Below are 22,723 nucleotides of genomic sequence, written 5' to 3'. Positions count from 1 at the left end.
ACATGGGACGCGCCGTTGGCAGCGTTCCTGCGTTGGCCAGGATAGGCTCAGTCGGATGACTGGACGCTACGTCATGGCCGACAAAATCGGCAATGACGCGCAAATCAACGCCCATGTCTTTGGTACAGGGCAGCTAGCTTTGCGCTCCACGGTGCGGATTTTCCCTTCTCAAATCCCTGCCCTCGCCCCATCTGTCGGGACGATCGGCAGATGGACTTGCCCGAACAGAACAAATCTGGAACAACACGCCCCATGAGTCTGACCCACATAAGTGTGCGCGGCGCGCGCGAGCATAACCTCAAGGGCGTCGATGTCGATTTGCCCCGCGATTCCCTCATCGTCATTACTGGCCTGTCGGGATCGGGCAAAAGCTCGCTCGCCTTCGACACCATCTATGCCGAAGGACAGCGGCGCTATGTGGAATCGCTTTCCGCCTATGCGCGCCAGTTTCTGGAGATGATGCAGAAGCCCGATGTGGAGCATATCGAGGGTTTGAGCCCCGCAATCAGCATCGAGCAGAAGACCACATCCAAGAATCCGCGCTCGACCGTCGCGACCGTTACCGAAATCTACGATTATATGCGCCTGTTATGGGCGCGGGTCGGCATCCCCTACAGCCCCGCCACCGGCCTGCCGATCAGCGCCCAGACCGTCAGCCAGATGGTCGATCGCGTGATGCTGCTGCCGCAGGGCACCCGCTTTTACCTCCTTGCGCCCGTCGTGCGCGGGCGGAAGGGCGAATATTGCAAGGAATTGGCCGAATGGCAGAAGGCGGGCTATACCCGCGTCCGCATCGACGGCGAAATGATGCTGATCGAGGACGCCCCCGCGCTCGACAAGAAATATAAGCATGACATCGAAGTCGTGGTCGACCGCCTGGCCGTGGAAAACGACATGGGTACCCGCCTCGCCGACAGTTTCGAGCAGGCGCTCAAACTTGCCGACGGCCTGGCCTATGTCGATCTGGCCGATGGCGTCGTGCCGGGCCGCGAGGATGAAGCCCCTGCCGCCGACAAGAAGATGAAGGGGTCCGGCATCCCCGCCAACCGCATCGTGTTCAGTGAAAAATTCGCTTGTCCCGTCAGCGGTTTCACCATCGCGGAGATCGAGCCGCGCCTCTTTTCCTTTAACGCGCCCATGGGCGCCTGCCCGGCGTGCGACGGCCTTGGCGAACGGCTGGAGTTCGACCCCGAACTGGTCGTCCCCAACGAAGCCCTGAGCCTCAAGAAGGGCGCGGTCGTCCCCTGGGCAAAATCCAACCCGCCCAGTCCCTATTATATGCAAGTGCTCGGCTCTTTGGCCAAGGAATTCGGCTTCAGCCTCGACACACCCTGGTCGGACCTGCCGGGCGAAGTGAAGCTCATCATCCTGCACGGTACCGGCGGCAAGCCGGTCACCCTGAAATTCATGGATGGCCGCAAGAGCTATGAGGTGAAGAAAGCGTTTGAGGGCGTCATCGGCAATCTCAACCGCCGTCTGTTGCAAACCGAATCCGCCTGGATGCGCGAGGAACTGAGCAAATATCAGCGCGCCCAGCCCTGCGAAACCTGCCACGGTGCGCGCCTCAAACCCGAAGCGCTGGCGGTCAAGATTGCGGGCGAGGATATTTCCCTCTCCACCCGCCGATCGGTCGTGGACGCGCTCAATTTCTTCACCGCGATGCCGGACAAGCTAAACGATCAGCAGAACCAGATCGCCAAGGCCATTCTCAAGGAAATCGTCGAGCGCCTGGGCTTCCTCAACAATGTCGGGCTCGATTATCTCAATCTCGACCGCACCAGCGGCACGCTGTCCGGCGGCGAATCCCAGCGCATTCGCTTGGCGTCCCAGATCGGTAGCGGGCTGTCCGGCGTACTCTACGTCCTCGATGAACCGTCGATCGGCCTGCACCAGCGCGACAATGACCGGTTGCTCGTGACCTTGAAGCGCCTGCGCGACCTGGGCAACAGCGTGATCGTCGTCGAGCATGACGAGGATGCGATCCGCCACGCCGACTATATCGTCGACATGGGGCCGGGCGCAGGCATCCATGGCGGGCAGATCGTCACCCAGGGCACGCTGTCCGACATCCTCGCCGCCAAAGGGTCGCTGACCGCCGACTATCTGAACGGCACCCGCCGCATCGACGTGCCGAAGAAGCGCCGCAAGGGATCGGGCAAGAAGATCACCGTCCACAATGCCCGCGCCAACAATCTGCGCGGCGTCACCGCATCGATCCCGCTTGGCACCTTCACCTGCATCACCGGCGTCTCCGGCTCCGGCAAGTCCAGCTTCACCATCGACACGCTCTACGCCGCCTCCGCCCGCGCCCTGAACGGCGCCCGCATTCTGGCCGGCGCGCATGACAAGGTGACGGGCCTGGAACATTGCGACAAGGTGATCGACATCGACCAGTCACCCATCGGCCGCACTCCCCGCTCCAACCCGGCCACCTATACCGGCGCCTTCACCAACATCCGCGACTGGTTCGCGGGCCTCCCCGAAGCCCAGGCGCGCGGCTACAAGCCCGGCCGTTTCAGCTTCAACGTCAAGGGCGGCCGATGTGAAGCGTGCCAGGGCGACGGCGTGCTCAAGATCGAGATGCACTTCCTGCCCGACGTCTATGTGACATGCGACGTATGCCACGGCGCACGCTACAATCGCGAAACGCTGGAGGTGAAGTTCAAGGGCCAGTCGATCGCCGACGTGCTGGACATGACGGTCGAGGACGCGGTCGAATTCTTCAAGGCCGTCCCGCCCATCCGCGACAAGATGGCGATGCTCGCCGAAGTGGGCCTTGGCTATATCAAGGTCGGCCAGCAGGCCACGACCCTGTCCGGCGGCGAAGCGCAGCGGGTCAAGCTCGCCAAGGAACTTTCCCGCCGCGCCACCGGCAACACCCTCTACATTCTGGATGAACCGACCACGGGCCTCCATTTCGAGGATGTCCGCAAACTCTTGGAAGTCCTCCACGCGCTGGTCGACCAGGGCAACAGCGTCGTCGTGATCGAACATAATCTGGACGTCATCAAGACCGCCGACTGGATCATCGACATGGGACCGGAAGGCGGCGTGAAGGGTGGCGAAGTGGTTGCCGAGGGCACGCCGGAAAAGGTCGCCAAGGAATCCCGCAGTTTCACTGGCCACTATCTCGCTCCCCTTTTGGCTCGTCCAAAGGCCGAGGCCGCAGAATGATTGAATCCTCGACATTTGAACGCGCCAAGACCGTCCGGGGTACGGTCAACGCAGTCAACCAGAGGGCGGCGTCAAGAGCGGCGAGGTGGTAGCTGAGGGCACATCGGAGACGGTTGTGAAGAGCCGCGATGATTTACGGGGTAACATCTCGCTTCAATCTTAGCTTAACTGATGAATGAGTTTTCTATATAATATACAGGGGCATATAATTAATTAATAAAACTATTGAAAATGATATGTAGATCAATTTCTATGTTTTATTGTAATAAATTATTGGATATTGAAATGACCATATCTGAAAATGAATACTCTGGTTCATTTGGTCACTATTTTCAACACTATTTGCCTGATAATAGATTTGGCGACATCGAGAACATACTAGAAAAAAGGGGATTTTCTGGAAAAATAATAAGCTACTCAGATATTTATTCATTATCCCCGATCAATGCCGTCCTATGTAATTTAGCAGATAATATTATAAATTACTGTAATTTAACATGGGGTTGCAATTCGGAAATTAATATCTGCTTTATTGATTGTGATGGTTTAGAAAATGCATTTTGTTCTAAAATACGAGACAGATATGTTATTTGTTATTTTAGCGGACTTACTGGTTTACTAGCTAGAAACTGCAGCATATGGCCATGTACTGAAATTGGAAAAGAATTCATGGACATATCAGATGATTTCCATGAAGTTATCACAGAAAAAAATTACAAAAAACTACCTAGAGAAAATGGAATACCTATTATTACGACCACCAAAGATCCATCTCTTTTTAAACTATTATGTGGCGTCTTTGGAATGGTTATATTTCATGAAATTGGCCATATCTTGAACGGGCATTTAGATTTTAAAATATCGAAAGAAAATTTTCTTTCTATTGATGGAATTCATTTATTCGAGGACAGAAGCTCCTCGTTGAGAACGTATAACACGCTAGAATTTGACGCCGATGCTTTTGCTGCAATTGGTTGGCTAAACATGGTTCGCAGCGCCATGAATAAAAAATATTCAAAAGTACCAGAGTTTCTCAAATTTTCGTATAAATCCCCTAACGACTTAGGTGAGTTTTCTTTGATATGCGCGTTTCTTATGTTTCTCGGTGATGACGTAATTCCTTATCGGGACAATGATGATTATACTTTTGATAAAACCCATGCCAGATCCGACGTAAGAGCATGGTGCATCATGTTAACTATAGCAGAATTCCTACATCGCCATCGACTATCTAAGAATCCTTACGAACATATCGCTTCAGTCTATACTAGTATGATATCATCTTCTGTGCTAATTACAGGAAATGATGTAAAAAGTATGTCAGAAATAATGGATTACTATTTAGAATATCTTAATCTTGTCCTGCCGCGGTGGGCAACGCTGAGAGATACTTTGCAACTAATAAAGCCGTCCAAATTGAGCAACTTGGCACCTGCAAGTTGTGAAAAGGGTTAGCTCTAGACTATTCCCCCGTTCTCAATTTCCCCCTCCCCCGCTGATAGTCAAGCAGGATAGGTATGTTCGACGACCCATCCACGGCTGGTTTCATCCTGTTCTGCAACGCGGCTTTGAAGTTGTCGGTTTCGCCCTGCTGGATGGGCTGGCCGACCCTATCGGGTCCGCTTCTTCGATGCAGCAATTAGTGATCAGTTCCTGACCATTGCACGAGAGTATTTGATCGCAGATCACATGGGCTAATATGCATCCGGGTCCGCCCCGGAAATGTTGGAACTAGTGCGCAACCACGCCAGTCCTTCGGAACGCGAGAAAGCCCCTCTTAAAGCCATCAAGGACATAGGCGGCAACTGGTAACATAAGTCGCTGGCGATAGTACTAACCCTTTGTCTAGGGCCACCGTGCCACTAGAGCGCCTTTATGGCGACGAACGCTGCAAAGTGCAGACCCGCGTGGTCTTTGCCGACGCCCGCGCGTTCACCAGCCCGGTCGACTATTGCGGGGTCACCAATCTGGTCGTCACCGACAGAAATATGTTCACGGAGTAACAGAGCCGCCCCCCCTTTGGGACAGCGCTGCAACATATAGGCGTGGCGCGGCACGACGCGCCGCCTGGCTTGGGCGGATCGCGGCAAAATGCGCCGAAAGCGCCTGTATCCCGCTCGACATGCGGCGCGGGCTGGCCGATAGTCACGTCACGACCTGCCCCGCCGGCCTGTTCGGGGCATGTTGCGGTGCATCATATTATTTCAATGTTAAGACACTTTATTTCGCAATCAGACTTGAGCCTCCCGATGGGCGGAGGCATATAGACGCTCGAAAGCCGAGGAGACGCATGGCGGCGATCCAGTGCCTCCTCCGTTCAATTCCAAGCGGGACGAACCCGCATGAGAGGTTAGGCGAATGACGGCGCTGGCGGACGCGAACATCAAGGAAGTCGACAAGTTCATTCGGGAGGCGCTGGAGACAGCGCTGGAGCGTGGTGCGCTGCCCGGCGAACGCGAAGGGCTGGACGAGCATGGCATTGCCGCCGCCGCCGCCTTTCTGGGCCGCACCGCCAACGGGCGCAAGCCGGGCGAAGCCGCCATCATGGTCGAAACATTGGGCGAAGGCGCCAATGGCCGTTACATGCGGATCGCGATCGTCAACGACGACATGCCGTTTCTGGTCGACAGTATCGCCAACGCGCTCGCGGCCGCCGACATCACCATCCACCGCCTGCTGCACCCCGTCCTGTCGGTAACCCGGCATGCCGACGGATCAATCGCCGCCATTCTGGACGATGACGCGCCGGGCGCGCGGCGCGAATCGATGATTTACATGGAAGCGGACCGGGCAGACGCCAAGGCGCGGCGGGCGCTGGAAAAGGCGATGCGCGATACGCTGGCCGACGTGCGGGCGGCGGTGGCGGACTGGGCGCCGATGCAGGCGGCGATGTCGGCGGACGCCGATGCTGTGCCGGATGAGGAAGGCGCGGCGCTGCTGCGCTGGTTCCTGGCGCGCCATTTCACCCAGACCGGGCACGAACTGTGCAACCGCGACGGTACCACCCAGTCGCAGCTCGGCATCTGCACCCTGCGCGACAAGACGCTGATCGCCCCGGCTTCGCTGGAAGCCGCCTTCGTGTGGTTCGAGGAAGGCAAACGCACGCCGCTGATCATCAAGTCCAGCCGCCTCTCGCGCATTCATCGCCATGTGCTGCTCGACCTGATCATCATCCCCGTGCGCGAAGGTCGCGAGGTCAAGGCGCTGTCGATCCATGCGGGCATGTGGACCAGTTCGGGCCTGTCGGCGACCCCGGACAAGGTGCCTTTGCTGCGATCGACGCTGTCGAACCTGATGGACAAGTTCGGCTTCGATCCGGCGGGCCATGCGGGCAAGACGCTGGCCCACGCGCTCACTGCCCTGCCCCATGACATCACGATCGGCTTTGATCGCGAGACGCTGGAGCGGCTGGCGCTGACCTTCATGTCGCTGACGGACCGGCCGCGGCCGAAACTGGCGCTCGCGACCAGCGCACTGGCGCGCCATCTTTATGCCTTTGTCTGGCTGCCGCGCGACGAATTGTCGACCGCGCGCCGGATGGCGGTGCAGGATATGCTGGCGCAGGCGTCGAACGGGCCGGTTCTCAGCTGGTCGATCGCGCTGGAGGAAGGCGGACTGGCGCTGCTGCGCATCACGCTCGACCTGCGCGAAGGCGGCGTGGTGCCGGATGACGCGGAACTGGACCATCAACTCAAGCAGATGGTGCGCGGCTGGCTGCCCGCCGTCGAGGAAGCGCTGGCCCAGACCGAGGAGCCGGGCCGCGCCGCCGCGCTGGCGCAACGCTACGCCGGGGGTTTCCCTGCGGTCTATCGCAACGGCGCCGGGCCAGCCGAAGCGGCTATCGACATCCGCCTGATCCATGGTCTGTCCGGGGCGGACGACAAATCGATCCGCATCTATCGCAATCCTGAGGATAGCGCGGAACGGCTGCGGCTCAAACTCTACAGCCATATGACGATCGCCTTGTCAGAAGTCGTCCCGGCGTTCGAGAATTTCGGTTTTCGCGTGATCGAGGAGATGACGACGGCCATCGACGCCAATGGCCAGAAGGGCGCGCTGGGCCATGTCCAGCGTTTCGTGCTGGAACTGCCCGCTGGCGGCGATGCACAGGGCGTGGTCGACCGCGCCGACATCGTCACCGAAGCGATCGCCCAGGTGCTGGAAGGCCGGGCGGAAAATGACCGCTTCAACGAACTGATCGTCACCGCCGGGCTGACGCCGCGATCGGTCGTGCTGTTCCGGGCGCTGTTCCGCTATCTGCGCCAGACCGGCATGGCCTATGGCATGGCGACCTTTGCCGAAACGCTGCGCCGTGCGCAGGGGGTTGCCGTCAATCTGGTCGCCCTGTTCGAGGCGCTGCATGATCCCGCCGCGCGCGATGGCGCGGACGCGCGCGTGACCGAGGCGCAGGCGGCGATCGACGCCGGGCTGGAAGCCGTGACCGCGATCGACGAGGATCGGGTGCTGCGCCTGTTGCGCGCGGTCATCACCGCGACGCTGCGCACCAATTTCTTCAGCAAGGCCGCAGTCGAGGCGCTGGCGTTCAAGCTGGACAGCGCGCAGGTTCCCGGCCTGCCCGCGCCGCTGCCATGGCGCGAAATCTGGGTCTATTCCCCCAGGGTAGAGGGCATCCATCTGCGTGCCGGGCCGGTCGCGCGCGGCGGGTTGCGCTGGTCCGACCGGCGCGACGATTTCCGCACCGAGATATTGGGCCTGATGAAGGCGCAGCGGGTGAAGAACGCCGTGATCGTGCCGACCGGGGCCAAGGGCGGCTTCTATCCCAAGCAATTGCCCAATCCGCAGGCCGATCGTGATGCCTGGCTGGCCGAGGGTACGGAAAGCTACCGCATCTTCATCCGCGCGCTGCTGTCGGTCACCGACAATATCGTCAACGATCATGTGAAGCACCCCGCCCAGGTCGTCGTGCGCGATGGCGACGACCCCTATTTCGTGGTCGCCGCCGACAAGGGGACGGCGACCTTCAGCGACGTGGCCAATGGCATTGCGCTCGACCGCAAATTCTGGCTCGGCGATGCCTTTGCCAGCGGCGGGTCTAACGGTTACGACCATAAGGCGATGGGTATCACCGCGCGCGGAGCATGGATCTCCGTCCAGCGCCACTTTGCCGAAATGGGCGTCGACGTGCAGAGCGAACCGATCAGCGTCGTGGGCTGCGGCGACATGTCGGGCGATGTGTTCGGCAACGGCATGTTGCTCAGCAAGGCGATCAAGCTGGTCGCCGCCTTCGATCATCGTCACATCTTCTTCGATCCTGCGCCCGATCCCGCCAGAAGCTGGGAGGAGCGCAACCGCATGTTCCAGCTGCCCCGCTCAAGCTGGGACGATTATGACAAGGCGCTGATCTCGAAGGGCGGCGGCGTATTTTCCCGCGCGCTCAAGAGCATAACGCTGACTCCGGAAATCCAGGCGATACTGGGCGTCACCGATGCCGAGATGGAGCCGACCGCGCTGATTTCCGCGATCCTCAAGGCCCCGGCCGACCTGCTCTGGTTCGGCGGCATTGGCACCTATGTAAAGGCGGCCGCGCAAAGCCACAGCGATGTCGGCGATCCCGCCAATGACCGGTTGCGCGTGAATGCAGAGCAACTGCGCGTCAAGGTGATCGGTGAAGGTGCCAATCTGGGCACGACGCAGGCTGGGCGCATCGCCTTTTCGCTGCATGGCGGACGGATCAACACCGATTTCATCGACAATAGCGCGGGCGTCGATTGTTCGGATAATGAGGTTAACATCAAGATCGCGCTCAACAAGGAGATGGCCGAGGGTCGCCTGCCGTTCGAGGAGCGCAATGCGCTGCTGGAAAGCATGACCGATGCCGTCGGCGCGATCGTGCTGGAGGATAATCGCCTTCAGGCGCTGGGACTGTCGATCGCCGAAAATGGCGGCGCGGCGGATCTGGCAAGCTATGTCCGCCTGATCGAGACATTCGAGGAAAGTGGGCGCCTTGACCGGCAGGTTGAAGGACTGGCCGCCAATGACCAGTTGCTGCGGCGTGGGCAGGACGGCCAGGGGCTGACCCGACCCGAACTGGCTGTGCTGCTTTCGACCGCCAAGCTGTCCTTGCAGGATGCGATCGAACAAAGCGACATCGCCAGCGACGACAGCATGACTGGCGAATTGATGGCCGCCTTCCCGCCTGCGATGCAGGAAAAGGAGGCCGATGCGATTGCCGCCCATGCGCTGCGCAGGGAAATCATCGCCACCAAGGTCGCCAATCGCATCGTGAACCGGCTGGGCCTGATCCATCCGTTTGAAATGGTGGAGGAGGAAGGCTGTTCGCTGGGCGACATGGCCAGCGCCTTCCTGATTGCCGAGCGCCTCTATGACATCGACGCGCTATGGGCGGATATTGACGCCGCCGAGATGGCGGAAAGCGCGCGCCTTGCCCTGTTCGGCGACATTGCCAGCGGGATGCGGGCGCAGATTGCCGACATCTTGCGCAGCCAACCGGCCGGAACATTGCCCAGCGCCGGACTGGCTGCCCTCAAACAAGGAGTCGGCACATTGGCGGCGCAGGTCGACGATCTGCTGACGAGCGAAGCACAGCGCCGCACCAATGCGGTGACAGACAGGCTGCTGGCGCTCGGCGCGCCAGAGGCTCTGGCGCGGCGTGCGGCGGGTCTGTTCAAGCTGGACGGCGCAGTCGGAATCGCGGCCCTGGCCGGAAAGATGGGCGTGGGTGAAGTCGCGCTGACCCGCGCCTTCACCCATCTGGGCGAAGCAGTCGGAATCGACTGGGTCCAGTCAGCCGCCGCGCGCATGGAGCCGAGCGACCCGTGGGAGCGGCTGCTGATTTCGGGCGTCGCCCGCGACATGCAGCAGGTCCGGCTCGATTTCCTGGCCCATGGCAAAGGCAAGGACATATCGGACCATGTCGAGCAATGGCTGATCCAGCGCGGCCCCCGCATCCGCCAGTTCCGCACCCTGGTACAACGCGCCAAGGCCGCGGCGACGCCCAATGTGGCGATGCTGGCCGAAATTGCCGGTCAAGCGCGCGGACTGTTGGGCCGGTAACCAGCGCCGCTGAGGGACGAAGGAGGCGGCCACCGCCGTCTCCGCTTCCCGCATGATTCGATGATGTTTGTCAAACGGCGTTCAAAAGGGACCCCCGATCGGCGTCGAAGAGGGACCCCCTTTTCAGATAATATGATGCTGGTTTGTTGAAGATGGCCTTGCGCTGCGTGCGGCGGAGGGCGGGCGTAGCCCGACCGGAGGCGCGCGCAGCGCAAGATAGATTTTTGAAGGCGCCGAAGGTGGCTGTCAGCTGCGGTTTTTGAAGCGCCAGCTGTCGTTGCCCGTCTCGACGATATCGCAGTGGTGGGTGACGCGGTCGAGCAGCGCCGTGGTCATCTTGGGATCGCCGAACACGGTCGGCCATTCGCCGAAGGCGAGGTTCGTGGTGATGATGACGCTGGTCCGCTCATAAAGCTGGACACCTCGAAAAACTCTGGCGTTTGATCGGCGGATTTGATTCACTTCGTCGGCGATGCGTAGGAGGCGATGATGGCAAGTCAGCCTGGTTTCTTCGATCTTTCGGACCGGTACGATGCGCTGAGCGCGGCGGGCGATCCGCTGGAGCGATTAGCGGCAGTTGTGGATTTCGAGGTTTTCCGTGGTCCGCTGGTGGCAGCGCTTCGTCGCTGCGTTCGCGGCAAGGGTGGGCGACCGCCCTTTGATCCGGTGCTGATGTTCAAGATTCTGGTTCTACAGGCGCTCTATTCGCTGTCGGACGAGGCCGCCGAGTTTCAGATCAAAGACCGGTTGTCATTCCAACGGTTCCTGGGCCTTGGGCTCGATGGCACCGTGCCGGATGCGACCACGGTGTGGCTGTTTCGGGAACGCCTGGTAAATGCCAAGGCCATAGACAAACTTTTCGCTCGCTTCGACGCTGCCCTCAAGGATCGGGGCTATCTCGCCATGGGCGGGCAAATCATCGACGCTACGGTCGTGCAGGCACCCAAACAGCGCAATACCGAAGCGGAGAAAGCAGCGATCAAGGAAGGCGGCGTGCCCGAGGGCTGGAAGCCGGCCAAGACCCGGCAAAAGGACCGTGATGCGCGCTGGTCGATCAAGTACAGCAAGGCCAAGATCAAAGAGGGCGCCGATCCCAAGGCGGCTAGGCCGGTCGATCTGGCCATCCCGATGTTCGGGTACAAGAATCATATCGGCATCGACAAAACCCATGGGCTGATCCGCACCTGGGATGCCAGCGCCGCCAATGCCCATGACGGCGCACGGCTGCCGGTTCTGATCAGTAAGGACAACACTGCCTCCGGCGTCTGGGCTGATACCGCCTATCGATCCAAGAAGAACGAGGCGTTCCTGGCCAGTGGCATGTTCACCAGCCACATTCACCAGCGGCGTAAACCGCGGCGAGCGTTGCCTGAGCGGATCGCCAAGGCCAATACCCGGCGTTCCAAGATCCGCGCCCAGGTCGAGCATGTGTTCGCCGGGCAAAAGAACCGCATGGGGCTGGTCGTGCGCACCATCGGCATCGCCCGCGCTACCATCAAGATCGGCATGGCCAACTTGGCCTATAACTTCCAGCGCTTGGCCTGGCTCGAAGGGCGAACTGCGCCTGCTTGATATGAACCAAGCGCCACCGACGGTAAATCCGGCCACTGCGGCACCGGCAATATCGAAATCACCGACAAATACGCTGCAACATCACTCCTTCCACGCCGCCTCAATCCGCACCGTCGACCCTACACGCAAATCCAGCGGTTCTTCGAGGTGTCCAGCTTGCTGATGAGGTGGAACAGCAACTGCCCTCCCGAGCGGGCGAACGGCAGATAACCGAGCTCGTCGAGAACGATCAGGTCGAGCCGCGACAGCTGCGCCGCCAGGGTCCCGCCTTTGCCGATCCGGGTCTCCTCTTCGAGGCGTGTCACCAGATCGACGGTGTTGAAGTAGCGGGCGCGAGCGCCCCTTCGCACGACATTGGCGGTGATCGCGATGGCGAGGTGGGTCTTGCCTGTCCCCGTGCCGCCGACCAGCACGATATTGCGGCGAGGCGGGAGGAAGGAGCCATCGTGAAGGGAGCGGATCATCTCCTCATTGATCGGTGTGCCCTCGAAGCTGAACCGCTCCAGGTCCTTCACCACGGGCAGCCTCGCAGCCGTCATCCGATAGCGGATGGAGGCTGCATCCCGGTGGGTCGCCTCAGCACGGAGCAGGTCGGTCAGTATCTCCATGGTGGTGCGCTTGCGCTGGAGGCCGGTGGTGACCGCCTCGTCGAACGCCGCCGCCATGCCCTTGAGTCCGAGGCCGCGCATCGTGTCGATCATATCATGCCGCTGCATCATAGCCTCGCAGCAGATCATAGCGGGCACAGTCGGCGAGCGGAGGATGCTGCAGCATCCGGTCTTCCGAAGTGACGATGCTGTGGGGTGTCGCCGGCTCGCGGCGCCGGGAGAGGATGTTGAGGATCAGCTCGTCGCTGGCCGTTCCGTTCGCCAACGCTTCGCGCACGGCAGCCTCTACCGGCTCCAGGCCATCGGTGAGCACCGCCGAGAGGACCCGCACGAACCTGCGATCGGCCTCGTCCCCGGTGCCGAGCCTTCGCCGTAATCGGTGCAGGGCGGGCGGCAGATCCCAGTCCTGGAACGGTGCGCCGTTACGCAGCGCGCCGGGCTTGTGCGCGAGGACCGGCAGATAATGCCAGGGATCGTATATCGTGCGGTTCCGACCGAAGTGGCGCTCATGCTCCCCGACGATCGCATCGCCGCAGCGTATGACGATGCGATCGGCATAGGAGCGCACCTGAACGGTCCGGCGTGCGGCCGTCGACATGACCGAGTAGCGGTTGCGATCGAAGCTGATGAGGCAGGTGCCGGTGACGGCATGCTCGCTCTCATGGAAGCCGTCGAACGGTGCCAGGATCGGCTGCAGGGCCGGTCGCTCCATATCCAGCGCCTCGGCGACGGTAATATCCCCGCGTTCGGGATGGGCATGATGCTCGGCCCAGCGCCGGCACTCGGCCTCCAGCCACCCGTTGAGCTCGGCCAGGCTGGCGAACCGGAGCCGCGGCTGGAAGAAGCGGCCTCGGATTGTCTGGACCTGCTGCTCGACCTGGCCCTTCTCCCATCCCGCCGCCGGCGAGCAGGCGGTCGGCTCGACCATGTAATGATCGGTCATGATCAGGAAGCGGCGGTTGAACACACGCTCCTTGCCGGTGAACACGGCCGTCACCGCCGTCTTCATATTATCGTAGATACCGCGTCGCGGCACACCGCCGAAGAACGCGAACGCCCGGGCATGGGCATCGAACAGCATCTCCTGGCCCTCGCGCGGATAGGCCCGGACATAGGGTGCGCGCGAGTCGCAGAGACGCATATGCGCCACCTTCACCCGCATCGGCTTGCCGGCGATCTCCACATCCTCGTGGCTCCAGTCGAACTGGTAGGCCTCACCCGGCTGGAAGGTCATCGGGATGAACGCCGGTGCGCCTTCGCCAGCATCCTTCCGCCGCGCAGCACGCCAGCGCGCCGCATAGCGGCGCACCGCATCATAGGATCCATCGAACCCCTCGCGCACCAGCAGGTCATGGATACGCGTCATCCGTAGCCGATCGCGGCGGCCGCGACCTTCGTTCTCCTCAAGCAGCGCATCGAGACGATCCTGATAAGGACCGATCCGCGGCAGCGGCTGGACTTTGCGCTGATAGTTGAACGCCGCCTCCGGCGACCGGATCGCTTTGCGGACGACCTTCCGCGACAAACGAAGGTCACGAGCGATCGCCTTGATCGCCTTACCCGCTGCATGCTCACGCCGAATCCGAACCACTGTCTCCACGATCAACATCCCGTTCTCGCCAACTGATCAAAACCAGTCGGCCGACTAAATCCCCGGGATGAAGGGGTCCTTTTTGCACGCCGATCACCCCACGAAGGGGGTGCCTATTGCACGCTGATCCTCAATCCTGACATCGCGGCACGCGCCCTGGATCGCCGCCTTCGTATCTTCATCGAAGTAGAAGGTCGCAACGTGCGTCGAATGCGCGAGCTGGTTCAGGTTGCTCGACAGGCGGCTGGCACCCAGACATGCCAGCACCTGCGCGAGCGCCTGGTGATCCTTGACCGGCTCTTTCGAGCGAGCCTGATATCGCGGCGCATCGTCCGCGAAGAGAAGTGACTTGATATAAGCCGCCACGGGCATGTTGCCCGCGTTGGCTTCGACTTTGGTTCGTTCTTCAAACGACAGGCGAAGCGAGAACGGTGCAGCTCGCTTGCCTCTTTGACCATAGCTCATGGCCTCGCTGCCTTTCGGCCCGCGACACCTCGAAGCACAAAGACGCTGTTCCTAAAGGCAAATGCCTAGGAACGAACCGTCTTCGAAACTTTGGAAATGTCGTAGGCGTTGAACAGCAGATTCAAGCCGTAGGTAATGCTGGCTGGGGCGGCAGGATTCGAACCTGCGCATGGCGGCATCAAAAGCCGCTGCCTTACCGCTTGGCGACGCCCCAGCAGGGCCGACTATCGTCGACGCGGTCAGGCATATAGCGTGTGATTGGCGAAAGGAAAGCCCGGCGGATTGATTTTGACATTTGCATCCCCCTGGCGGCTAGGATGGGCCTGCAAATGTCAAAATCGCAAAATCCACCAGGATAAAAGCGGGCTGGTGGTCCGAAAAGATTCTGACATTTGAACAGGCCTTACCCCATAAGGTAGCAAATGTCAGAATCGGACCACTAGTCATCATCCTTTTGGGACGGCAATAAGATACTTTCCTCCCGCGCTGGATCATCACAGCCATGACCGTTACCAGTTCATCGCCTTCCTCGGCCCAGATGTCGCCCGCTTCCCCGCTGTTCCTGCGCGAGGATGAGATACGGCGCGGGATCGAAATGCTCTATTTCGGCTATTCGGCGCTGACCCGGTCCATCGACGAGGGGTTGGCCGCGATCGGGCTGGGCCGGGCGCATCATCGCGCGCTTTATTTCATTTCGCGCCAGCCCGACCTGACGGTCAAGGATCTGCTGCGGCTGCTGGCCATTACCAAACAGTCACTGGGTCGGGTTCTTAACGACCTGATCGAGCGCGGCTATATCGAGACGCGGCCCGGCGCCAGTGATCGCCGCCAGAAATTGCTGCGGCTGAGCGAAGCGGGCGCAGCGTTGGAGGCGGAACTGTTCCGCGCCCTGCGCGAGAAGATGGCGGCAGCCTATGCGCAGGCGGGGCAAGGATCGGTCACCGGCTTCTGGCGGGTGCTGGAAGGGCTGATCCCCGATCAGGACCGGTCGATGGTGTTCGGCCTGCGCGGCGGATAGGCCCGCCGACGCAACCTTATCGCGCCTGCTGCGCTTATCTCCTTCCATGCCATGGGGAAAAGGAGACATCATGCGCACTTCAGTTCTGGCCGCCCTAGCGGTCCTGTCTATCGCCAGCCTGTCGGCTTGCTCGGAAAAGACCCAGGATAGCGTCGAAAACGCTGGCGCTTCGATCGGCAATGACATCAGCCAGTCGGTTGATCGGGCTGGCGACAAGATCGACAATGGCCTGGATGAGGCCGGACGGACGATCGACGAGGGCGCGGACAAGATCGGCGCCGCGACGAGCGATGCGGCCGCAGATGCGGAACGCAAGGCGGATGCCGCCAAGCGCGATGTCGGCGCGTCACTGGAAGAAGCGGGCAAGGATCTGAAGAACGAATAATCCGTCCGGGTGCGCGGGCGCATCCCGCGCACCCCTGGCTTGACCGCGCCCTGCGCGGTCCATAGCGGTCGGTCATGACCCATGCCGCCGTCCTAGACCGTAAGCCCGTCCCAAGCCGCTGGCTTATAGGCCGCGCGGAACTGGCCCTGATCGGCATAACGATCCTGTGGGGCGGCACATTTCTGATCGTGCATGGCGCAGTAACGCATTCTGGCCCGCTCTATTTCGTCGGGCTGCGCTTCGGTACGGCGGCCCTGCTCACCCTGCCGCTGGCGGCTCCGCTGCTGCGCGGCATGACATTGCGCGAATTATGGGCCGGGCTGGTGATCGGGCTGGGCATATTCGCGGGTTACACGCTCCAGACTTGGGGCCTTCAGACGATTTCGAGCAGTTCTTCGGCCTTCATCACGGCGGCCTACGTCCCGCTGGTGCCGGTGCTGCAATGGATCATCCTGCGCCGCCGCCCGCGTCTTGCCAGCTGGATCGGGGTGGTTCTGGCCTTTATCGGCCTGCTGCTCGTCGCCGCGCCGCAAGACGGGGTGAAGTTGGGCAAGGGCGAGTTGATCACGCTGGTCAGCACGGTGCCGATCGCGCTGGAGATTATTTTCATCAGCCTGTTTGCAGGCAGCGTCAACATATTGCGGGTGACGGTGGTGCAGCTTGCGGTGACGTCGCTGCTGGCCTTCGCCTGCATGATGCCCGTGGGCGAGGCGATCCCGCCCTTTTCCTGGGCGGTGGTGATCGCTGCCTGCGGCCTGGGCGCGATGACGGCGATCATCCAATTGGTCATGAACTGGGCGCAGCGCACCGTGTCGCCGACGCGGGCGACCCTGATCTATGCAGGCGAGCCGGTCTGGGCCGGGATCATCGGGCGGATCGCTGGCGACCGGCTGCCGCCCATGGCGCTGCTGGGCGGGGCGATGATCGTCGCAGCGGTGATCGTGAGCGAATTACGGCTGGGCAAGCAGGCCGACGGCCCTAGCCCCGCCTGAATACGGGCGCGCGCTTTTCGAAGAAGGCGGTGAAGGCTTCCTGTGCTTCGGGTGATGTCAGCGATTCGCGGAACAGCCGCGCCTCCTCGTCGATCCGGGCAGTGAGCGTGGCGGGATCGCCCTTCATCAAGCGGCGGGTGACGGCGAGAGCCTGGGGCGGTTTCGCCATCAGTGCGGCGGCCTTGGCGCGGGTATGGTCGAGCAACTGGTCGGCCGGAACGATGGCGGTGACGAGGCCGACGCGGTCAGCCCCTTGTGCATCCATAGGTTCGCCCAGCATCAGCATCGCTGCGGCCTTCGCATGACCCATCAACGCTGGCGCGAGCAGGCTGGACCCGGCTTCCGGCACGATCCCCAGATTGACGAACGGCATGACGAAGCGCGCATCGGGCGCGGCGTAGATCAGGTCGCAATGGAACAACATGGTCGTGCCGACGCCAACGGCCAGCCCCTGCACTGCCGCGACCAGCGGTTTGTCGAACGCGGCGATCGCGCGGATGAAAGCGAAGGCGGCAGCGCCCCCTTCCGGCCCGGCCAGAAAATCCTTCAGATCATTGCCCGCGCAAAAGGCGTCACCACGCCCCGCGAACAGCACGGCGCCAATGTCCGCACGCGCAGACGCATCGGCGAGCGCGGCGGTCATGGCGCGATACATGGCGGCGGTCAGCGCATTTTTCTTGTCGGGTCGGTCGATGTGGATTTCCAGCACGCCAGCCTGCTCGATCACCGCAATATGTTCGCTCATCATCCGCTCCTTGCCTGCTTGTGCGAATCTGTTGGCTCAATGAAGAGGCGGCGTCTATCCCCGATTTTGCGCCCTTCCCTGCCCAAGGCTGACCCATGACCCGCCTTCGTGAACTGATCGATCCATTCCTGTTGCTGCTGCTGGGCACGGTTGCGCTAGCGTCATTGCTGCCCGCGCGTGGTGACGGAGCACGGATCGCGGATGCCGTGGCGGATGCGGGCATCGTCCTGCTGTTTTTTCTGCATGGCGCAAAATTGTCGCGCGCCGCGATCTGGGACGGGGCCAAGGCCTGGCGGCTGCATCTGGCGGTACTGGCGACGACCTTCGCCGTCTTTCCGCTGCTGGGGCTAGCAAGCCAGCAGATCGGCGCGGTGCCCGACGGGATGCGGGCCGGGCTGCTGTTCCTGACGCTTTTGCCATCGACCGTGCAATCGTCCATCGCCTTTACCGCGATCGCGCGGGGGAATGTCGCCGCTGCGGTCGTCAGCGCCTCCTTCTCCAATCTGCTGGGCATTGTCCTGACGCCTTTGCTGGTCGCGCTGCTGATGCAGCGGACGGGCAGCGGCAGTCTGATCTCGCTGGCTTCGGTCGAGGGGATCGTGCTGCAATTGCTGCTCCCCTTCCTGATCGGGCATCTGGCGCGACCCTGGATTGGCGGGTTCGTGGCGCGGCACAAGGCGATGATCGGACGGGTCGATCGCGGATCGATATTGCTGGTCGTCTATGCCGCCTTCAGCGCGGCAGTGGTCGAGGGGCTGTGGCAGACGGTGTCTGCGGGGGAGATGGCGCTGCTGGCGGGGCTTTGCGTTGCCCTGCTGGCGGTGGTCCTGTGCTTCACCTGGGGGCTGGGGCGGATGATGGGCCTGGCGCGGGCGGAGCGGATCGTGCTGGTCTTTTGCGGGTCGAAGAAAAGCCTGGCGACCGGGGTACCGATGGCCGGATTGCTGTTCCCGGCGAGTAGCGTCGGCGCGATCCTGCTGCCGGTGATGCTGTTCCACCAGATCCAGTTGATGGCCTGCGCCGTGCTGGCGCGGCGTTATAGCGCGCAGGTCGACAAAGCCGACACTGACCTGGACATATAGCTGGCATGAACGCGGGTTATATTATACGTTCGTAAAATTGATCGGCAGCGTCGGGGGATGCGCGGAAATGGTGGAGCAGGCAGGAAGCGGGGCAGACCCGGATGCGGGCTGGAGCCTGCCAGCCTGGACCTATAGTGACCCGGAATTTTTCGCCGCCGAAGTCGAACGCATCTTTCGCCCCGCTTGGCAGATCGTCTGCCACATCAGCGACATAGCCCAGCCGGGCGATTTCCAGACGCTCGACTATATCGGTGAAAGTGTCATCGTCATCCGGGGCGAGGATGGCGCGGTGCGCGCCTTTACCAATGTCTGCCGCCATCGCGGCGCGCGGATCGTCGACGGGGTGTCGGGCTGCGCCAGAAAGCTGGTCTGCCCCTATCATGGCTGGACCTATGAGAGCGACGGACGGCTGACCGGCGTGCCGATGAAGGCGGGCTATGCCATGGACCTGGCCGACCATGGCCTGACGCCCGTGCAGGTCGAGGATTTTCACGGATTTCTCTTCGTCCGCCTGACCGATGATGGTGGCCCTTCGGTCGCGCAGATGATGGCCCCCTATGTCGAGGAAATCGCGCCCTATCGCTTTGCCGACCTGCGCGCGCTGGGGCGGGTGACGTTGCGGCCACGCAGCGTGAACTGGAAGAATATCGGCGACAATTATTCCGACGGGCTGCACATCAGCGTCGCGCATCCGGGGCTTAAACGGCTGATGGGCGACGGCTATGGCGTGGAGGCCAGCGCCCATGTCGACAAGATGTGGGGGCCGATCGTCGAACGGCCATCGGCCAACTGGTCGGAGCGCGCCTATCAGCACTTCCTGCCCGCCGTGCCGCATCTGCCGCCGGAGCGGCAGCGGCTATGGACCTATTTCAAGCTGTGGCCCAATTTCGCGTTCGACATCTATCCCGATCAGGTCGATTTCATGGCCTGGCTGCCCGTGTCGCCGACGCAGACGCTGATCCGCGAGATCAGCTATGCTGTGCCGGATGACCGCAGGGAGATGAAGGCGGCGCGCTATCTCAACTGGCGGATCAACCGGCAGGTCAATGCAGAGGATACGGCGCTGGTCGCGCGGGTGCAGGCGGGCATGGCGTCGCACAGTTTCACCGTCGGGCCGCTGCATCAGGATGAAGTGGCGCTGCGCCATTTTTGCGGGCGGATGCGCACGATTATTCCACAGGCGCGGCAGCACCGCGCACCCGCGGCGGGATGGAGCGCGAACGCATGACCAAAAGCTACGACGCCGTCATCATCGGCGGGGGGCATAACGGGCTGGTGTGCGCCTTCTATCTGGCGCGGGCTGGCTATAAGGTGCGTATCCTGGAGCGCCGCGACGTCGTTGGCGGTGCGGCGGTGACGGAGGAATTTCACCCCGGTTTCCGCAACTCGACCGCCAGCTACACGGTCAGCCTGCTCAATCCCAAGGTCATTGCCGATATGAGGCTGGCCGATCACGGCTATCGCGTCATCGAACGGCCCATCAGCAATTTCCTGCCCCAGCCCGATGGCGGCTATCTGAAACTGGGCGGCGGGCTGGAACGGACGCAGGCGGAATTCGCCCGGTTCAGCGCGAGGGACGCCGCCGCCCTGCCCGCTTATTATGATGCGCTGGAGGTGGTGGCCGACATATTGCGCGACCTGGTGCTGAAAAGTCCGCCCAATGTCGGCGACGGCCTGTCGATGATCATCGACGCGCTGAAACAGGGGCGGCGCATCGCGGGGCTGACTATCGAACAGCAGCGCGATACGCTCGACCTGTTCACCAAATCGGCGCGCAGTTTCCTGGACGGCTGGTTCGAGAGTGACGCGGTGAAGGCTGCGTTCGGGTTCGACGCCGTGGTGGGCAATTATGCGTCGCCCGACACGCCGGGCAGTGCCTATGTGCTGTTGCACCATGTCTTTGGCGAGGTGAACGGAAAGAAGGGCGCCTGGGGCCATAGCGTCGGCGGCATGGGCATGATCACCCAGATCATGGCGCGGGTCGTGACCGCCATGGGGGTGGAGATCAGCCTGGAAGCGCCGGTCGGGCGCGTGCTGGTGGACGGCGCGCGGGCCGTGGGCGTGCGGCTGGAGAGCGGCGAAGAGGTGATGGGCAAGGCGGTGATCGCCAATGTCGGGCCGAAACTATTGTATGAGCGGATGATGGCCCCGGCCGATCTGCCCGCCGATTTCGCCAGGCGGATCAAGGCGTTCAAGGCCGGTTCCGGCACGTTCCGCATGAATGTGGCGCTGAGCGCCCTGCCCCATTTCCCCTGCCTGCCCGGCGTGGGGGAGCACCATCAGTCGGGCATCATATTGGCCCCGACGCTGGATTATATGGATCGGGCGTTCATGGACGCCAAGCGCGATGGCTGGTCGAAAGCGCCGATCGTCGAAATGCTGATCCCGTCCACCATCGACGCCTCTCTGGCGCCGGAAGGATGCCATGTCGCCAGCCTCTTCTGCCAGCAATTCGCGCCTGAACTGCCGGATGGCCGTAGCTGGGACGATGAGCGGGAGGCGGCGGCGGACTGCATCATCGCTACGGTGGAGGCGGCTGCGCCGGGCTTTGCCGGCAGCGTGATCGCGCGGCAGATCCACTCGCCGCTGGACCTGGAGCGCAAATTCGGGCTGGTCGGCGGCGACATCATGCACGGCCACCTGTCGCTGGACCAGATGTGGGCCGCGCGCCCGGTGCTGGGCCATGGCGCATACCGCGGGCCGGTGAAGGGCCTGTATATGTGCGGCGCGGGCACGCATCCCGGCGGCGGCGTGACCGGCGCACCGGGACATAACGCCGCGCGGGAGGTGTTGCGGGACGGGGCGCTGCTGGGGCGGCTTCGGGGCCGAAGGTGACTGCGATCCCACGGAAAGAACAAGGCTTCGACAGGCTCAGCCCGAACGGATGTCGGGTTTGCGTTCAACTTCATCACCGCTCCCTTGCCCTCTCTCCTCCCCTCGCCTAAAGCGCATCCCATGCCCGAAACGACCGCCGCGCCCGCTTCGTCCGACCTGACCGGTCGGGCGCTGTTTCCGCACAGGCATTTGCTGTCCATTGCGGACCTGATGCCCTGGGAAATCCGTTTTTTGCTGGACGAGGCGGAGCATTGGGCGCGGGCGAACCGCAGCGGCGCGCGCAAGCATGATGACCGGCTGGCCGGGATGACGCAGATCAACGCCTTTTTCGAAAATAGCACGCGGACCTTGCTGTCGTTCGAGATTGCGGGCAAGCGGCTGGGCGCCGACGTGGTCAATATGCATGCGGGCCAGTCGAGCGTGAAGAAGGGCGAGACGCTGATCGACACGGCGATGACGCTCAACGCCATGGCCGCCGACGTCATCGTGATCCGCCATGCCAGTTCCGGCGCAGTCGCGCTGATCGCGGACAAGGTGGACTGCCCGGTGCTTAACGCGGGCGATGGCTGGCACCAGCATCCCACGCAAGCGCTGCTGGACGCGCTGACCATCCGGCGGCGCAAGGGCGGTTTCGAAGGGCTGGTCGTCGCGATCTGCGGCGATGTGCTGCACAGTCGGGTCGCGCGCTCCAACATGCTGTGCCTCGCCGCGCTGGGCGCGCAGGTCCGGGCGGTCGCGCCGCCCACGCTGATGCCGCCGGAAGTGGAGATGCTGGGCGCGACGCCCTTCACCAACATGGCGCAGGGGCTGGACGGCGCGGACGTGGTGATGATGCTGCGGCTTCAGAATGAGCGGATGGACGGGGCGTTCATCCCGTCGGCGCGCGAATATCACATGCTCTACGGCCTGACGCCTGAGCGACTGGCGCTGGCCAAGCCGGACGCGCTGGTGATGCATCCCGGCCCGATGAACCGGGGCGTGGAGATTGCCAGCGTGGTGGCGGATGATCCCACGCGATCGGCAATCACCGAACAGGTGGAAATGGGCGTGGCGATCCGCATGGCGTGCCTGGACGTGCTGACGCGCGGCGCGCGGGGGTGGAGGGATGGGCGTGATGAATTCCACAACCTCCGTTCGGGCTGAGCCTGTCGAAGCCCTGACCTTTTCCTTGACGCAACAGAAAGAACGGCCCTTCGACAGGCTCAGGGCGAACGTTTTAGG

At 62.1% G+C, this 22,723-nt stretch carries 14 protein-coding genes, 1 tRNA gene and 3 pseudogenes; 12 read left to right on the top strand and 6 right to left on the bottom strand.

What is annotated here, in order from left to right; translation table 11 throughout:
• The first annotated feature begins 252 nt into the window (after positions 1 to 252).
• From uvrA to CJD35_RS10795, 4 genes are all read left to right on the top strand, one after another.
• The gene (gene uvrA / locus CJD35_RS10800) at positions 253 to 3,174 is read left to right on the top strand and encodes an excinuclease ABC subunit UvrA (RefSeq protein ID WP_095687027.1); all 2,922 of its coding nucleotides are present in this window, start codon (positions 253 to 255) and stop codon (positions 3,172 to 3,174) included.
• 285 nt (positions 3,175 to 3,459) lie between these two features.
• The gene (locus CJD35_RS22395; protein WP_157742300.1) at positions 3,460 to 4,629 is read left to right on the top strand and encodes a hypothetical protein; all 1,170 of its coding nucleotides are present in this window, start codon (positions 3,460 to 3,462) and stop codon (positions 4,627 to 4,629) included.
• Between the two features lie 386 nt (positions 4,630 to 5,015).
• Positions 5,016 to 5,177: a hypothetical protein gene (locus CJD35_RS22725; RefSeq protein WP_216628940.1), complete on the top strand. Its 162-nt coding sequence runs from the start codon at positions 5,016 to 5,018 to the stop codon at positions 5,175 to 5,177.
• A 355-nt stretch (positions 5,178 to 5,532) separates the two neighbouring features.
• A complete protein-coding gene (locus CJD35_RS10795) occupies positions 5,533 to 10,209 on the top strand; it encodes an NAD-glutamate dehydrogenase (protein ID WP_017183327.1) in 4,677 nt (1,558 codons plus the stop codon).
• Between the two features lie 246 nt (positions 10,210 to 10,455).
• Here the strand turns inward: CJD35_RS10795 and CJD35_RS10790 are convergent.
• Positions 10,456 to 10,626: pseudogene (locus CJD35_RS10790) on the bottom strand (ATP-binding protein); the annotation flags it as partial.
• Positions 10,627 to 10,698: 72 nt separating this feature from the next.
• Between CJD35_RS10790 and CJD35_RS10785 the strand changes: the two are divergent.
• Positions 10,699 to 11,781, top strand: a complete 1,083-nt coding sequence (locus CJD35_RS10785) for an IS5 family transposase (RefSeq protein ID WP_031309815.1) — start codon at positions 10,699 to 10,701, stop codon at positions 11,779 to 11,781.
• Between the two features lie 152 nt (positions 11,782 to 11,933).
• Here the strand turns inward: CJD35_RS10785 and CJD35_RS10780 are convergent.
• From CJD35_RS10780 to CJD35_RS10765, 4 genes and pseudogenes are all read right to left on the bottom strand, one after another.
• A pseudogene (locus CJD35_RS10780) lies at positions 11,934 to 12,497 on the bottom strand (ATP-binding protein); the annotation flags it as partial.
• A complete protein-coding gene (istA, locus tag CJD35_RS10775; protein ID WP_021238707.1) occupies positions 12,484 to 13,998 on the bottom strand; it encodes an IS21 family transposase in 1,515 nt (504 codons plus the stop codon). The pseudogene CJD35_RS10780 and the gene istA, both read right to left, overlap by 14 nt.
• A gap of 75 nt (positions 13,999 to 14,073) precedes the next feature.
• Positions 14,074 to 14,445, bottom strand: a complete 372-nt coding sequence (locus CJD35_RS10770) for a hypothetical protein (RefSeq protein WP_095687026.1) — start codon at positions 14,443 to 14,445, stop codon at positions 14,074 to 14,076.
• A 139-nt stretch (positions 14,446 to 14,584) separates the two neighbouring features.
• Positions 14,585 to 14,659: transfer RNA gene (locus CJD35_RS10765), tRNA-Gln, on the bottom strand.
• A gap of 324 nt (positions 14,660 to 14,983) precedes the next feature.
• Between CJD35_RS10765 and CJD35_RS10760 the strand changes: the two genes are divergently transcribed.
• The 3 genes from CJD35_RS10760 to CJD35_RS10750 all read left to right on the top strand — a co-directional run bounded on the left by CJD35_RS10760 (position 14,984) and on the right by CJD35_RS10750 (position 16,840).
• Positions 14,984 to 15,463 carry a MarR family winged helix-turn-helix transcriptional regulator gene (locus CJD35_RS10760; protein ID WP_017183099.1) on the top strand — a complete coding sequence of 160 codons (480 nt, stop codon included), beginning with the start codon at positions 14,984 to 14,986 and terminating at the stop codon, positions 15,461 to 15,463.
• A gap of 70 nt (positions 15,464 to 15,533) precedes the next feature.
• Positions 15,534 to 15,848, top strand: coding sequence for a hypothetical protein (locus tag CJD35_RS10755; RefSeq protein ID WP_017183100.1), 315 nt, complete (start codon positions 15,534 to 15,536; stop codon positions 15,846 to 15,848).
• Positions 15,849 to 15,922: 74 nt separating this feature from the next.
• Positions 15,923 to 16,840, top strand: a complete 918-nt coding sequence (locus tag CJD35_RS10750; protein WP_017183101.1) for a DMT family transporter — start codon at positions 15,923 to 15,925, stop codon at positions 16,838 to 16,840.
• On the opposite strand, the gene CJD35_RS10745 is transcribed toward CJD35_RS10750, so the two are convergent.
• Positions 16,827 to 17,585: an enoyl-CoA hydratase-related protein gene (locus tag CJD35_RS10745; RefSeq protein ID WP_017183102.1), complete on the bottom strand. Its 759-nt coding sequence runs from the start codon at positions 17,583 to 17,585 to the stop codon at positions 16,827 to 16,829. The two genes, CJD35_RS10750 and CJD35_RS10745, sit on opposite strands and share 14 nt — an antisense overlap.
• Before the next feature lie 95 nt (positions 17,586 to 17,680).
• Here CJD35_RS10745 and CJD35_RS10740 point away from each other — a divergent pair, with 95 nt between their 5' ends.
• The 4 genes and pseudogenes from CJD35_RS10740 to CJD35_RS10725 all read left to right on the top strand — a co-directional run bounded on the left by CJD35_RS10740 (position 17,681) and on the right by CJD35_RS10725 (position 22,617).
• Positions 17,681 to 18,667, top strand: a complete 987-nt coding sequence (locus tag CJD35_RS10740; protein WP_017183103.1) for a bile acid:sodium symporter family protein — start codon at positions 17,681 to 17,683, stop codon at positions 18,665 to 18,667.
• A 67-nt stretch (positions 18,668 to 18,734) separates the two neighbouring features.
• Positions 18,735 to 19,895 (top strand): aromatic ring-hydroxylating oxygenase subunit alpha, encoded by a 1,161-nt coding sequence (locus CJD35_RS10735; protein WP_174703655.1) that lies wholly within the window; start codon positions 18,735 to 18,737, stop codon positions 19,893 to 19,895.
• Positions 19,892 to 21,502, top strand: coding sequence for a phytoene desaturase family protein (locus CJD35_RS10730; RefSeq protein ID WP_026002379.1), 1,611 nt, complete (start codon positions 19,892 to 19,894; stop codon positions 21,500 to 21,502). Before CJD35_RS10735 ends, CJD35_RS10730 begins: the two co-directional genes overlap by 4 nt.
• A gap of 120 nt (positions 21,503 to 21,622) precedes the next feature.
• Positions 21,623 to 22,617 (top strand): annotated as a pseudogene (locus tag CJD35_RS10725) (aspartate carbamoyltransferase catalytic subunit).
• Positions 22,618 to 22,723: the final 106 nt, after the last annotated feature.

This window comes from Sphingobium xenophagum (assembly GCF_002288285.1).
Classification (GTDB): Bacteria; Pseudomonadota; Alphaproteobacteria; order Sphingomonadales; family Sphingomonadaceae; genus Sphingobium; species Sphingobium xenophagum.
Note: the sequence above shows the minus strand (reverse complement) of the source record. Positions and strands in the feature narration are given on the sequence as shown.